13 protein-coding genes are annotated in these 14,675 nt (G+C 30.6%); 6 read left to right on the top strand and 7 right to left on the bottom strand.

The window, feature by feature from the left end; genetic code table 11:
- The first annotated feature begins 62 nt into the window (after nt 1-62).
- The 4 genes from ES045_RS04510 (at nt 63) to ES045_RS04495 (ending at nt 3,822) form a co-directional block, all read left to right on the top strand.
- Entirely contained in the window at nt 63-1,454 is a 1,392-nt protein-coding gene (locus ES045_RS04510; protein ID WP_147113053.1) for an arginine decarboxylase, read from the top strand.
- Between the two features lie 104 nt (nt 1,455-1,558).
- Nucleotides 1,559-2,503: an agmatinase gene (gene speB / locus ES045_RS04505; protein ID WP_147113052.1), complete on the top strand. Its 945-nt coding sequence runs from the start codon at nt 1,559-1,561 to the stop codon at nt 2,501-2,503.
- The gene (locus ES045_RS04500; RefSeq protein WP_147113049.1) at nt 2,493-3,470 is read left to right on the top strand and encodes a deoxyhypusine synthase family protein; all 978 of its coding nucleotides are present in this window, start codon (nt 2,493-2,495) and stop codon (nt 3,468-3,470) included. Before speB ends, ES045_RS04500 begins: the two co-directional genes overlap by 11 nt.
- A gap of 73 nt (nt 3,471-3,543) precedes the next feature.
- Nucleotides 3,544-3,822: a hypothetical protein gene (locus tag ES045_RS04495; protein WP_147113046.1), complete on the top strand. Its 279-nt coding sequence runs from the start codon at nt 3,544-3,546 to the stop codon at nt 3,820-3,822.
- 56 nt (nt 3,823-3,878) lie between these two features.
- Here ES045_RS04495 and ES045_RS04490 read toward each other — a convergent pair whose 3' ends face one another.
- The 3 genes from ES045_RS04490 to ES045_RS04480 form a co-directional block, all read right to left on the bottom strand.
- The gene (locus ES045_RS04490) at nt 3,879-5,402 is read right to left on the bottom strand and encodes a carbon-nitrogen hydrolase family protein (protein WP_147113043.1); all 1,524 of its coding nucleotides are present in this window, start codon (nt 5,400-5,402) and stop codon (nt 3,879-3,881) included.
- 175 nt (nt 5,403-5,577) lie between these two features.
- The gene (locus ES045_RS04485) at nt 5,578-7,833 is read right to left on the bottom strand and encodes an FUSC family protein (RefSeq protein ID WP_147113040.1); all 2,256 of its coding nucleotides are present in this window, start codon (nt 7,831-7,833) and stop codon (nt 5,578-5,580) included.
- Between the two features lie 236 nt (nt 7,834-8,069).
- Complete coding sequence (locus tag ES045_RS04480; RefSeq protein WP_147113038.1) at nt 8,070-8,942, bottom strand: LysR substrate-binding domain-containing protein; 873 nt, start codon at nt 8,940-8,942, stop codon at nt 8,070-8,072.
- A gap of 110 nt (nt 8,943-9,052) precedes the next feature.
- Between ES045_RS04480 and ES045_RS04475 the strand changes: the two genes are divergently transcribed.
- Nucleotides 9,053-9,676, top strand: coding sequence for a LysE family translocator (locus ES045_RS04475; RefSeq protein ID WP_147113035.1), 624 nt, complete (start codon nt 9,053-9,055; stop codon nt 9,674-9,676).
- 136 nt (nt 9,677-9,812) lie between these two features.
- Here the strand turns inward: ES045_RS04475 and fahA are convergent, their stop codons facing one another.
- Nucleotides 9,813-11,090, bottom strand: a complete 1,278-nt coding sequence (fahA, locus tag ES045_RS04470; RefSeq protein WP_147113033.1) for a fumarylacetoacetase — start codon at nt 11,088-11,090, stop codon at nt 9,813-9,815.
- A 195-nt stretch (nt 11,091-11,285) separates the two neighbouring features.
- Between fahA and glyA the strand changes: the two genes are divergently transcribed.
- Nucleotides 11,286-12,560, top strand: coding sequence for a serine hydroxymethyltransferase (glyA, locus tag ES045_RS04465; protein ID WP_147113030.1), 1,275 nt, complete (start codon nt 11,286-11,288; stop codon nt 12,558-12,560).
- Between the two features lie 103 nt (nt 12,561-12,663).
- Here glyA and ES045_RS04460 read toward each other — a convergent pair whose 3' ends face one another.
- The 3 genes from ES045_RS04460 to rmuC form a co-directional block, all read right to left on the bottom strand.
- Nucleotides 12,664-12,849: a CsbD family protein gene (locus ES045_RS04460; protein WP_147113028.1), complete on the bottom strand. Its 186-nt coding sequence runs from the start codon at nt 12,847-12,849 to the stop codon at nt 12,664-12,666.
- 115 nt (nt 12,850-12,964) lie between these two features.
- Nucleotides 12,965-13,198, bottom strand: coding sequence for a hypothetical protein (locus ES045_RS04455; protein ID WP_147113025.1), 234 nt, complete (start codon nt 13,196-13,198; stop codon nt 12,965-12,967).
- Between the two features lie 98 nt (nt 13,199-13,296).
- Nucleotides 13,297-14,640: a DNA recombination protein RmuC gene (gene rmuC, locus ES045_RS04450; protein ID WP_147113022.1), complete on the bottom strand. Its 1,344-nt coding sequence runs from the start codon at nt 14,638-14,640 to the stop codon at nt 13,297-13,299.
- Nucleotides 14,641-14,675: the final 35 nt, after the last annotated feature.

Below are 14,675 nucleotides of genomic sequence, written 5' to 3'. Positions count from 1 at the left end.
TTCTAAAACATTCATACGTTTTAGCTTAGACAGATTTATCATACATATAATTTAAAATAAAAGTGAACACAAAATACATCGATTTAATCGAACAAACATTCGATTTCCCTCAAGAAGAATTTAATATAGAAAACAACAAATTGTTCTGGCATGGAATTAATTTAATGGAATTAACCGCTAAATATGGCGCTCCTTTAAAGTTTACCTACTTGCCAAAAATATCAGAAAACATCAATAAAGCAAAAGGATGGTTTCAAAATAGTATGGAAAAACATAATTATAAAGGAGATTATTTTTATAGTTATTGTACAAAAAGCTCTCATTTTAAACATGTTTTAAATGAAGCTTTAAAAAATGATATTCACATAGAAACGTCTTCTGCTTTTGATATTGATATTGTAAATAATTTAAAAAAAGAAGGTAAAATAAAAGACAATACATTTGTTATTTGTAACGGATTTAAGCGCGATCAATACATAAAAAATATTGGTGATCTAATTAATTCTGGTCATAAAAATGTAATTCCTATTATAGATAATTACGAAGAACTTCCTTTACTTCAAAAAGAAACTTCTAAACCTTTTAAAGTAGGTATTAGAATTGCTTCAGAAGAAGAACCTAAATTCGAATTTTATACGTCTAGATTAGGAATTGGTTATAAAAATATTGTTTCTTTTTATGAGCGTGAAATAGCTGATAATACGCAGGTTGATTTGAAAATGTTGCATTTTTTTATCAATACTGGTATTAGAGATAATGCGTATTATTGGAACGAATTGATGAAATGTTTAAATGTGTACATCAACCTTAAAAAAGTATGTCCTACTTTAGATAGTTTAAATATTGGTGGCGGATTTCCGATAAAAAATTCATTGGCTTTTGACTATGATTATCAATACATGATTGATGAAATTATCAATCAAATAAAACAAGCCTGTGATGAAGCAGGAGTGGATGTACCAAATATTTTTACAGAATTTGGAAGCTTTACTGTAGGTGAATCTGGAGCGGCAATCTATGAGATTTTATATCAGAAAAAACAAAATGATAGAGAGTTATGGAATATGATAAACTCTTCATTTATAACTACTTTACCAGATTCTTGGGCAATAAATAAGCGTTTTATTATGTTACCTCTTAATAAATGGAACAAACAATATGAGCGTGTTTTATTAGGTGGCTTAACTTGTGATAGCGATGATTATTACAATTCTGAACAACATATAAACGGAATTTATTTACCTGTTTACGAGAAAAATAGTCCACTGTATATCGGGTTTTTCAATACGGGTGCCTACCAAGAATCTATTGGTGGTTTTGGCGGATTACAGCATTGTTTAATTCCGCATCCAAAGCATTTATTAATAGATAGAGATGAAAGCGGAGAACTAACTTTTAATGTTTTTAAAGAACAACAAAAAAGTAGCGAATTACTGTCAATTTTAGGGTATTAAATAATAATTAATGCGTCATTAGTGGGAGTGCAAAAGAGGTAATCTCTCTTTTAAATTATAGATTTATTCACTCTTTAGAATGACAAATACATCAACAAAAAAAAATGAACACAAAGAAAACATATGCAGGAATTCCAGAAGAATTTGGAAACTTGTCAACATCAAAAATCGTAGTTATTCCTGTTCCTTATGACGGAACAAGCACTTGGCAAAAAGGAGCAGACAAAGGGCCACAAGCTTTTTTAGACGCTTCAGAAAATATGGAATTGTATGATATTGAAACAGATTCTGAAGTTTATAAGGAAGGGATTTTTCTTGCGGAAGCAATTACAGAAAATTCGTCTCCAGAAGCAATGGTAGAAGAAGTGCATCAAATTACAAAAAAATACATCAATAGAAATAAATTTGTCACTGTTTTTGGTGGAGAACACTCCATTTCAATAGGTACCATTAGGGCTTTTAGTGAGCGTTTTAATAATTTAACGGTATTGCATATTGATGCACATGCAGACTTAAGAAAAGAGTACGAAGGTTCTAAATGCAACCATGCTTGTGCGGTTTATGAAGCAAGTCTAAATACTAATTTAGTACAAGTTGGTATTAGAAGTATGGATGTTTCAGAAAAAAGAAACATGAATACTGACAAAGTTTTCTTTGCACATGATATGGCTGTAAATGAAGATTGGATGGAAGATGTTGTAGATCAACTTACCGAAAATGTATTTATTACCTTTGATTTAGATGCGTTAGATCCTTCTATTATGCCATCTACCGGAACACCAGAACCTGGTGGATTGTTGTATTATGAAACATTAGAGTTTTTAAAGTTAGTCTTTAAAGATAAAAATGTAGTTGGTTTTGATATGGTAGAATTGTGTCCAAATAAATTAGATAAATCGTCTGATTTTTTAGCGGCTAAATTGTTCTACAAAATGTTAAGTTATAAGTTTGCTTCTAATGAAGATTCTTATGATGCTGGTGAAGAAAAAAATAAAGAAAACTCTTTTAGCAAGTTAGCTAAATTTAAAAATGACGAAGATGAATACTAATCAAAAACCAATTTCAGAATTTATAGAAAAATATTTTTTACACTTTAACGCTGCTTCTTTAGTTGACGCTGCAAAAGGGTATGAAGACCAATTAAATAAAGGAAATAAAATGTTAGTTTCTTTGGCTGGTGCAATGAGTACCGCTGAATTGGGTAAGATTTTTGCAGAAATGATTCGTCAAGATAAAGTGCATATTATTTCTTGTACAGGTGCAAATTTAGAAGAAGATGTTATGAATTTAGTAGCACATTCTCATTACAAACGTGTTCCTAATTATAGAGATTTAACGCCACAAGATGAGTGGGATTTAATGGAGAAAGGCTTAAATAGAGTTACAGATACCTGTATACCAGAAGAAGAAGCTTTTAGAAGAATTCAAGAGCATATTGTAAAAATATGGAAAGATGCAGAAGAAAATGGGGAGCGTTTTTTACCTCATGAATACATGTATAAATTATTGTTATCTGGTGTTTTAGAGCAATATTATGAAATTGATATTAAAGATTCTTGGATGTACGCTGCTGCAGAAAAAAATCTACCTATTATTTGTCCTGGTTGGGAAGATTCTACCATGGGAAATATTTTTGCTTCCTATGTAATGAAGGGAGAGCTAAAAGCGTCTACCGTAAAATCTGGTATCGAATACATGACTTTTCTTGCAGATTGGTATACCAATAATGCTAATAACGGAATTGGATTTTTCCAAATAGGAGGAGGGATTGCAGGAGATTTCCCTATTTGTGTAGTGCCAATGTTGTACCAAGATATGGAAAGAACAGACACCCCATTTTGGAGCTATTTCTGTCAGATTTCTGATTCTACAACAAGTTATGGTTCTTATTCTGGTGCAGTACCAAATGAGAAAATTACTTGGGGAAAACTAGCAATCGATACACCAAAATTTATCATAGAAAGCGATGCAACTATTGTGGCTCCATTAATTTTTGCTTATTTGTTGGAGATGTAAATGACGAATGTCATTCTGAAATGAGCTTTTTTAAGCGATTGAGGTATCTCAAAATAATTTAATTATTAAAAAAATGAATAGAGTAATTGTAGACTATGCAAAACTAACAACTGATATTTTAGACATGTTAGTAGAAAAATATCCTGATGGATATGATTATTCAGATATTATTTCCTTTAAAAACGGAAAAGGAGAAACCATAAAAGCGGTAGAAGTTAGAACAGAAACAACTATTTATTTAGTAAAGATTAGTTCTAAACTAGAGCAAACTATGGAAGATTATGCAGATGATGAAGATTCTTTTGATGAAGACGAAGATTTAGATCTAGACGATTTAGAAGATGAAGATTAAATAAAACAAAAAAGCTCCGAAATTCGGAGCTTTTTTGTTTTTCTAATAAGATTGAATTATTTTTTTCGCAATTCGAAAATATCCTTTCTTCTATCTTTTAAGTTTCTTACAGAACCAAATTTATTTAAATCCTTTAGTAAATCTAAATCTACGTCTGCAATTAAAATCATTTCTGTGTTTGTGGTTGCTTCTGCCTTAATTCCGTTTGCAGGAAAAGAAAAGTCACACGGCGTAAAAACCATCGATTGTGCATATTGAATGTCCATATTATTAACCTTCGGTAAATTACCAACACTACCAGCAATGGCAACATAACACTCGTTTTCTATAGCTCTTGCTTGTGCACAATGGCGTACTCTCGAATAGCCATTTTGAGTGTCTGTTAAAAACGGAATAAACAAAATATCCATTCCTTCATCGGCTAATAATCTACTTAATTCTGGAAATTCTGAATCGTAACAAATTAAAACTCCAATTTTACCACAATCGGTATCAAAGGTTTTTAATTGATTACCGCCCTGTAATCCCCAAACTCTAGCCTCATTTGGTGTGACATGCAATTTCTCATAACGTTCTACAGATCCATCTCTTTTACAGATATAACCAACATTGTAAAGTAGTTCGTCTTTAATTTCTGGCATGCTACCAGTAATAATATTTATGTTGTAGCTAATTGCAAGTTTAGAGAACCTTTGTACAACTTCTGGTGTAAATTTTGCCAATTCTCTAATTGCTTCAGATTCTGGTAAATGATTATAAGCAGCCATTAAAGGCGCATTAAAAAACTCTGGAAACAAAGCAAAATCTGAACGGTAGGCAGAAACAGAATCAACAAAAAACTCTGCTTGTTCCATTAATTCGTCTAAATCTTTATACAAACGCATTTGCCACTGAATTAAACCTAAACGGACAACTTTTTTATTGCTAACTGCTTTTTTTGACTTCTTTTCGTAGTAAATATTATCCCATTCTAATAAAACAGCAAACTCCCCAGAATTTTCATCACCCTCTAAATATCCTTTTAAAATTTTTGAAGGATGAAAATCGTTTGAAATTTGAAAGTTTAAAACCGGATCATGAATTTCTTTACGCTTCACCTTTTCTATATATTCTTTAGGTGATAGGGAAGTAGCAAATTTATGGTAATTAGGAATTCTACCACCAAATGCAATTCCTCTTAAATTTAGTTTTTCTGTTAATTCTTTTCTATAATCGTACAATCTTCTCCCAAGACGCAAACCTCTGTATTCAGATTTAATGAACACATCAATGCCATATAAAATATCTCCATCTTCATCATGCGTATCAAAAGTAAAAGCACCTGTAATTTCTTTGTACGTGTGTTGGTCATCAAAACTATCATAATCTAAAATGATAGAAAGGGCACAACCAGCCAACTCTCCATTAATTTTAATAACCACCTGTCCTTCAGGGAATTTATCTATTAAAGATTTAATCTGGTCTTCTTTCCAGTAAGAATCTGGCATACTAGAATATGCCTCAATCATTGCTTCTTTTAACTGTTTATAATCTGTTAACGTTAAATAATGAAGCTCAATGTTTTCTATATTTTGTATCATTTTACTTGTAATGGTTTTTTATCAGAGACCATTTTGTAATAACAAAATTAATTAAAAAAAGGATTGCTTTCTTAAAATAAAAAAATATTTATGGTGTGCTTTTTTAGCGCTATAATTTTATGAAAAACATGTTATTTTATTCGTAAAAATGTCATTTATGAAGAAAATAACTAAATTACTGATCCTCTATAATAGAAGAGTGGTAACGTTCAGTTGCTTTTTTTAAGCTTTCTGAAAGTGATTTTAACCAACTCAGGTGATTTGAAATTAAATACGCTTCTTGCAGACCGTGAAGTGTTTCTGTATCTATTTCTGTGTTTCCTTTTTTGATATTTTCATCTCGCAGATTAGATAATTGCTGATAGGTGTCTAACAATTTATCTTCTGCATCTTTTACCTTCTTTTCTGTTATTTTTTTATTGATTTCTGGTTCTTCTAAACTCTCACAAGAGATTTGTAAAGTATTAGAAATTTTATGAATTAGCATATTAAATTCATCGGAAGCAGGAGTTGTTTTATGATTGATAATAAAGTTACCAATAGATGCAATCGCAGAAATCATTGTTTGATTTAAAGTTACAATTTCATAAATAAGTTCAAATTCCTTTTGTTTCGATTTCGGATCTTGAGTCAATCTTTGAAATGAAGCATTCAAATTACTAATCGCAAGAAACGCTTCTTTTCTAGCCAAATTATAGGAAAGTTTGTGTATTGTAGGGTCTTGATATAGTTCTTGCGTTGCTAAAAGATACTTCTTATTCATTTCTAAAGCATTTAGCAATATCTTTTTAAGGTTATTTGCTTCCCAACTTGGTAAAATCAAATAATTGGCAACCACAGCAATGGTAGAGCCAATAACAGTGTCGATAACGCGATATTGAATTACTTCAAATCCATTAGGATTCATTAAGGAATACAAGAAAATAATACTAATGGTAATGAACGCAGCGGCAGATTTATAATTCTGCTGAATCAATGAAAATGCTAAAATTAACGAAATATAAGCTAATACTGCATAGACAATTACATTTTGAGTAATAAGCACAATGCCAACGGCAATAACAGCCCCAATAAGCGTTCCAATAATACGATCTTTTGAGCGCTCTTTAGTTAAACCATAACTAGGACGCATAATAACCAGAATGGTTAACAGAATCCAATAAGCATTTTGAATGTCAAAAATAAAGCCTAAAAGATATGCAAATACAAGAGCAATGGTAAGACGAAATGAATGTCTAAACATGGTAGAATTGAAACTGAAACTCTGCGTAAAAACATTCAATCTGTATTCTTGTAGTGTTAGAAACTGACTAGAATCTTCTCTTTTTAAGGATATTTTAGAGGCATCATGAACATTTGCCATTACGCGTCTAATGGTTCTTATTTCTTGCAGCAATTGTTCTTGGTAATCGTACAGATTCTTTAAAATAAGCGCGCCCTCACGTGCTTTTGGTAATTTAATGGCATCCACGTAATTGGTTATAGAAGCATCTGCCGCTGACAAAGCTTTTAATAGATCTTCATTTTTTGGTATTTTATCATTCTGAATCAATAATTCTGACAAAAGAATTAGATGATTTCCCATAACCTTGTTTAGCTTTTTCGAAGCTTTTAGAAATTCTTTTCGATCTCCAAAAATTGAATCAATCTTCTTATAATTTAAGTGTTTTGCTTCTATTATCTCAAAAATCTTAATTGTGGAAACAAAAATTAAAAGTTGCTTTTCTTCATAACGAGAGCGTCCAGAACGTTTACGGGCAGTAAGTAATACTTCTCGAAGGGTTTCATGCTTATCATTAATTTGATTCTGAAGTACAAATGTTTGTTTTAAACGTTCGTCTCGTTTTGTCTTTTTAGTTAATAGTTTTGCACGTAACTTTAGGTATTCACCAATAAGTAAAAGAGTATCTGATAATAATTGATTCTGATCTTTTTTAGGTGCCAATTTTTGAAAAACATAAGACACAACCAAATACCAAAGTCCGCCAATACCCATTAAACCAACATGAACAAAAATTTCTTGTGAAGTTTCTTTGTGAATGGCAAATGCCAAAACCATTGCCAACAAGCCAGAAAAAGAAACTAAAGAAGCTCTAAAACCATACACAGAAATTAAAGACACAACAAAAGAAATAACAGCAATTGCAAGTAGTAGAAAGGGTAAGAAAGGTTTTAAAAACAAAATAATAGTGGTAACAGCCATCGTTAATGCTATGCTTATTAAAATAGCATTCACTTTACGCTTAATACTTCCAGGAATGTCACCTGGTGCATTTAAAAAAGCACCTACTACAAGAGCTGGCGCATATTCAAAATACCCTAAGAAATAGAGCAAACCAAAGGGAACAGCAATGGTAACGCCTATCCGAATTCCTCGATTAAAGTTAGAACTTTTTAGAAATAATTCTAGTTGTTTTATTTTCTCTTTCAAGCTATTTTTTTCAATTTAAATGTAAAGTTAGGCTAATTGAATGAAGTATTGTTTTGTAAATTACAATTTAAAAAAATGTACAAAATATCATTTCAGACTAATGAAGCAAAATTATCTTTTTTTAAGGAGAAAAACAAAAGAGAAAACTTCCCTTTTATGAAAAAGTGACATTTTAATTAAATTTCAAAGAACTATTTTTTATAAAAAGAATACCTGTTCTCTTCTCTTTTTAGCTATCAATTTTTAATTAGTTTAGCAAAATCAATTATTTTTTTGATTGTTTCATTTGGATCTCTTTTCCTCCAATTGATAAATAAATTTATTTCTTCATTTAGCTCAATAAATCTAACATTTTTAAACTCTGCAAATTTGTATGAATGCGGAAGTATAGAAACACCTAGTTCTCGAGAGACTAGATTTAGAATCATTCCTCCAAAATCAGATTCAATTATTGTTTTAGGCTCAAAACCATGTTTTTCGAAAAAATTTCTTAAAAGTGAAGCAAAGAAAGTTGTTTGATGTAAACCAGAAATAATAAATTTCTCATCTTTTAGCTCCTTTAAATTATCTAAAGATTCTCTATTTAACCAATGATTATCGGGAACCACTAAACAAATTGGTTCTGATGATAATTTGAAAGAATCTATGTTTATATTTTTTATGGCGTCTCTACTTAATGCAATATCGGTTTCATAATTAAGTAATAAATTTTCATGGCTTTTGTCTGTTGGTTCAATCAATTCTAATTTTAGATCTGGTAAATTAGAATTTAAAACTTCTAAAAAGTTTGGTAGAAATTTAAAAGCAATAGAACCAGGATAACTTATTGATGCAAAACCAGAAGTTCCTTCATCAATTTTTTTCGCTTGCCTATGCACTCTATCAATTTCTTTAATGGTTGCAGTCCATTTCTCTTGGAGAAATTTACCTGTATCTGTTAACTTTACATTTCTTTTATCTCTTTCAAAAAGTTTTATGCCCATTTCGTTTTCAAGAGACTGAATTTGTCTACTAAGAGAAGATTGAGATATAAATACTTTTTCAGAAGTTTTCCAAAAGTGAAGTTCGTTAGAAAGGGCTAAGAAGTACTTTATTTGTTGAATTGTCATATGTAATGCGTTTTTTGCATTAATCAATCAAAAATAAGTATTTTTTTGCGGCTAGCAAAATAGTTTCTTTGCAGTCTATTTTAGTTTGAATTTTTAAAAACAAGATAAAGATGGGAATTGAAAATTTTATTACTTTTATGCTGACTGCTTTAGTTTTTGTAATCACACCAGGAATTGATACCGTATTTGTATTAAACAAATCTATTGGACAAGGTAGAAAATCTGGAATACAAGCTACATTAGGGATAAATACTGGTATTTTAGCACATATTATTTTTGCTGCTTTAGGACTGTCTGTAGTACTTTCTAAATCTGATATTGCTTTTACACTAATTAAATATATAGGTTTTCTTTACTTGATTTATTTAGGTTATTTGAAGCTTAAAAACAATAAAAAAGGATTGAATATAGCACATGAAGTAACTCAAAATAAAAAAGTAAAAAGCGATTTTTGGTCAGGATTTTTAACAAACACATTAAATCCGAAAGTTGCATTATTCTTTTTGGCTTTCTTTCCTCAATTTATAAATCCAGATCAGATAGAAAATCCAATACCTTTTATTTTATTAGGTTTTACATTTGCGCTTATTGGCACCCTTTGGTATTTAGGTTTAACTTTTTTTGCAACAACTTTTACTCAAAAAATTAAAAGCAATCCTAATTTCAGTATCTATTTAAATAAATTTAGCGGCATTGTTTTTATATTAATGGGTATTAAAATAGTTTTAACATAAGAACTAAATGGATCGTTTGTTTAAAGTTTAAAAAGGCATTCTTTTAAAAAGGAAAAACCTCACTTTATATATTAAAGTGAGGTTTCAATTAAATTATAATAGACTTCTACATCTGCAGAAATAATAAATTAGAAACTTATTTAGCAGGTAATATTTTTCCAATACATTCACCAAAACCAATACGAATGGTATCATTTTTACAATGAGCACGCATAATTACCGTATCGTGGTCATTAATAAATTTACGTGTAGTACCGTCTTTTAACGTAATAGGATTTTGTCCTCGCCAAGTTAATTCTAACATCGAACCAAAACTGTCTTTTGTAGGCCCAGAAATAGTTCCAGAACCCATCATATCTCCAGCTTCAACAGGACAACCATTTACTGTATGGTGCGCTAATTGCTGCGCCATTGTCCAATACATGTATTTAAAGTTAGAATTTGCAACGATAGTCTCTTCACCATTTTCTGGTTGAATTCCTACTTGCAAATGAATATCATAACTTCCTTTACCTATTTGTTTTAAATAGGGTAGTGGCTCATGAACTTGTTTTGGGTTGTCTGTTCTAAAGGGCTCTAATGCATCTAAAGTAACAATCCAAGGTGAAATTGTAGAGGCAAAACTTTTCCCTAAAAAGGGACCTAAAGGCACATATTCCCAAGCCTGAATATCTCTTGCAGACCAATCGTTAAATTGTACCAAACCAAAAATGTATTCTTCAGCTTCTTCAATAGGAATTCTATCTCCTAAAACATTTGCATCTGTGGTAATAAAAGCCATTTCTAATTCAAAATCTAATAATTTTGAAGGTCCGAAACCAGGGGTATCACTCCCTTCTACGGGTTTAGATTGGCCCATTGGTCTTCTAACTGGCACACCAGAAGGTATAATAGAAGAACTTCTACCGTGGTAACCAATTGGTATGTGCAACCAGTTTGGTAATAATGCGTTTTCTGGGTCTCTAAATAAAGAGCCTACATTTGTTGCATGTTCTTTACTTGCATAAAAATCTGTATAATCACCTACGGAAACTGGCAATAACATTTCAACTTCGTCCATTCTAAAGATAATTTTATCTTTGTGGTCTACATTGTCACGCAAAGATCCATTGGCAACATCAAAAATTTCTGCAATTCTATTTCTTACTAAACGCCAAGTCTTTCTACCATCTGCAATGAAGTCATTTAAATTATCTTGTAAAAATATATCGTCTGTTAAAGGAATCCCTTCAAAATAGCCTAATTGATGAAAAGCGCCTAAATCTATAGCAAAATCACCAATTCTACTTCCTATTGTAATTATATCATCTCTTGTAATAAAAACACCAAATGGTATGTTTTGTATCGGAAAATCTGATTCTTCGTCTACTTTTAACCATGATTTTCTATTCGGATTATTTGCTGTTATGATCATTCTTTAAAATCTTTATTTTGTTCAAATCTATGGAATTTTTTCTCATTTTTAAAATGAAATTTCACGAATAACTTATTTTTAACACTGCTTTTTTTTGAATTGTACAAATCTTGATAAGTTCTTGAAAATATACGAAAAAGATATTTAAAAGAATTGGGGTTTTTGTTACTTTTGTTCTTACTCAAAACAACAACAATGCAATTAGACAATCAAATTTTTGACCTTATTCAGGAAGAAAAAGAAAGACAATTAAATGGTTTGGAATTAATCGCTTCAGAAAATTTTGTAAGCGACCAAGTAATGCAAGCCCAAGGTTCTATTTTAACGAATAAATACGCGGAAGGATATCCTGGAAAAAGGTATTACGGAGGTTGTGAAATTGTTGATATTGTAGAGCAAATAGCTATTGATAGAGCAAAAGAATTATTTGGTGCCGAATATGTAAATGTACAGCCACATTCTGGTTCTCAAGCAAACACAGCAGTTTTTGCTGCGTGTTTAAAGCCAGGAGATACTATTTTAGGTTTCGATTTATCTCACGGTGGACATTTAACACACGGTTCTTCGGTTAATTTTTCTGGAAAACTTTACAATCCTACTTTTTATGGTGTTGACAAAGAAACAGGAAGAATTGATTACGATCATGTAGCAAAACAAGCAAAAGAGCACAAACCAAAATTGATTATTGCGGGTGCTTCTGCATATTCTAGAGACATCGATTTTGAAAAATTTAGAGAGATTGCAGATTCAGTTGGTGCTATTTTAATGGCAGATATTTCTCATCCTGCTGGTTTAATTGCAAAAGGAATTTTAAATGATCCTTTACCTCATTGTCATATTGTTACTACTACAACCCACAAAACATTGCGTGGACCAAGAGGAGGAATGATAATGATTGGAACAGATTTTGACAACCCGTTTGGCGAAAATTTAAAAAATGGCAAACCTAAAAAGATGTCAACTTTAATAAATTCAGCTGTTTTTCCAGGTAATCAAGGTGGACCGTTAGAGCACGTTATTGCTGCAAAAGCAATTGCTTTTGGAGAGGCTTTAACAGATGAATTTTTAGAATATCAAATTCAAGTTAAAGAAAATGCAGCTGAAATGGCAAAAGAATTTGTTGCTAAAGGATATGATATTATTTCTGGCGGAACGGATAACCATTGTATGTTGATTGATTTACGTAACAAAGATATTTCTGGTAAAGATGCAGAAATTGCTTTAGGTAAAGCAGACATTACTGTAAATAAAAACATGGTTCCTTTTGATGATAAATCTCCGTTTGTTACTTCTGGTATTAGAATTGGAACTGCTGCAATTACTACGCGTGGTTTAAAAGTAGAACACATGAAGGCAGTTGTAGGTTTTATTGATGAAGCAATTAAAAATGCAGAAAATGAAGTAGCTTTACATGAAATAGGAGATCGTGTTTCTGAAATGATGAGCGCAAGAAGATTATTCGTTATGTAACCACGTACTGGTTTTTAGAAGCTCACTCAAGTGAGTAAATATAAAAAAAGCATCAAGTTTAAACTTGATGCTTTTTTCTTTAAATATAAGGTATAAAAGTAGATTACCAGCTTTTTACTTCTTTTTCAATTTCTTCGCGAGTCTTCCCGTATTTTTCTTGAATTTCTCCAACTAGCTTATCAAAAGATCCTTCTGCCTCTGTAGACTTATCATTAGTGGCTTTTCCGAATTTTTCTTTAAATTCCCCTTTAATTTGTTTCCACTTTCCTTCGTTTGTATCAGAATTCATAATTTTTGTTTTTATGTACTATAATAGTACTTGTTAACGCTATTACAAATTTAAAAGAAAACTACTTCAGTAATTGATTCTATCAATTAAAATACGAACTCATTTGATAAAATTATTATTTTTTTGAATTCTGAATTTTATCAGCAACCTTGTTAGCATCATCGGTGGCAATGTATACTTGATTTTCTAGCTTGTCTTTAGCTGCGCCTTTCAATTTATCTTTACTACCATCTTCATCTTTATATCCTTTTTTAACAGTACCTTTTAAAGGATGTAAACCTCTTTCATGTTCATCTCCAGAATTTCCTCTTATAATCTTTTCTGCACTAGCTCTTTCTTTGTTCGACATAATTTTATTTTATTTAAATGAATACTGATTCTTTCAAGAATAAAATATAGTGTTGTTTATAATTAACAAAATGCAGATAAATAATAACTCATTCACAATTAATAGTCTTCTTTAGCTCTTTCAATAATATTTTCTGGAAGCGATTTTTTAGCTTTTGCCCCCATTTTCTTTAACTTTTCTACACTTGTAATAATATTTCCACGACCGTCAATGAGTTTATTCATAGCATTCGAATATTCCTTTTTACTATCATCAATTCTTTTTCCGATACCTATTAAGTCACTTAAAAGACCTTGAAACTTATCATATAAAGCACCTGCTTGTCTTGCTATTTCCAAAGCATTTCTTTGCTGTTTTTCATTATTCCACATAGTATCAATAGTTCTAAGTGTGGCCAATAGGGTAGAAGGCGTAACAATTACAATATTTTTTTCGAATGCTTTATTGTATAAATAGGTATCAGAATTTAAAGCAACAGCAAAGGCGGGTTCTATCGGAATAAATAAAAGCACAAAATCTGGCGATGTTATTTTATAAATATCTTCGTATTTTTTGTCACTTAATTGATCTACGTGTCTTTTAAGAGAAGCAACATGTTCTTTTAAGAAACGTTCTTTTAGAGCATCATCTTCTTCATTAATATATTGTTCGTAAGCAACCAAAGAAACCTTAGAATCTACAATCATTTTTTTGTTATCTGGCAAATGAATTACAACATCTGGCAATACACGTTTGCCTTCATCATTGGTAAAGCTTTGCTGTACAAAATACTCTCTATTTTTCTCTAAACCAGACTTTTCTAAAACACGTTCTAAAACCAATTCGCCCCAATTACCTTGCATTTTATTATCACCTTTTAACGCTTTGGTAAGGTTGATGGTTTCTTTACTCATTTGTAGATTTAGTTCTTTTAAACCTACAATTTGCTGGCGTAAAGCGGCATGATAATCGATGCTTTCTTTGTGTGTTTTTTCTACTTTATCTTCAAATCCCTTTATTTTTTCTTGTAACGGACTTAATATATTCTTTATATTTTCTTTATTCTGTTGGGTAAATTTTGATGATTTTTCTTCTAATATTTTATTGGCTAAATTTTCAAATTCTTTTGTGAATTTTTCATTCAGTTTTTCTACCTCTCCTTTATTTTCGGTTAGCTTTGTTTGTAAATTATTTATTTCTGATTCTTGCCTTGTGTTCGTAGCAATTAATTTTTCTTTCTCTTTTTGATTATTTTTTAACTCTTTTTGAGATTCAATAAAATTATTTTCTGTAATATCATTAGATTGTTGCAGTAAAATAACACGCTCTTCTAAGGCCGATTTTTCTTTCTCTACAATAGTTTTCTCTTTTTCGAAGTTTAATTTAGAAAGTAACTTCCCTATAAATAAACCAATTAAGGCAAATATTATGGCTATGAATAAGTAGATAATTATTTCTGTCATTTTGTAATTTTAAGTCTTTAAATTTATCACTTTAA

Source organism: Polaribacter sp. IC073, assembly GCF_007997075.1.
GTDB lineage: Bacteria > Bacteroidota > Bacteroidia > Flavobacteriales > Flavobacteriaceae > Polaribacter.
Note: the sequence above shows the minus strand (reverse complement) of the source record. Positions and strands in the feature narration are given on the sequence as shown.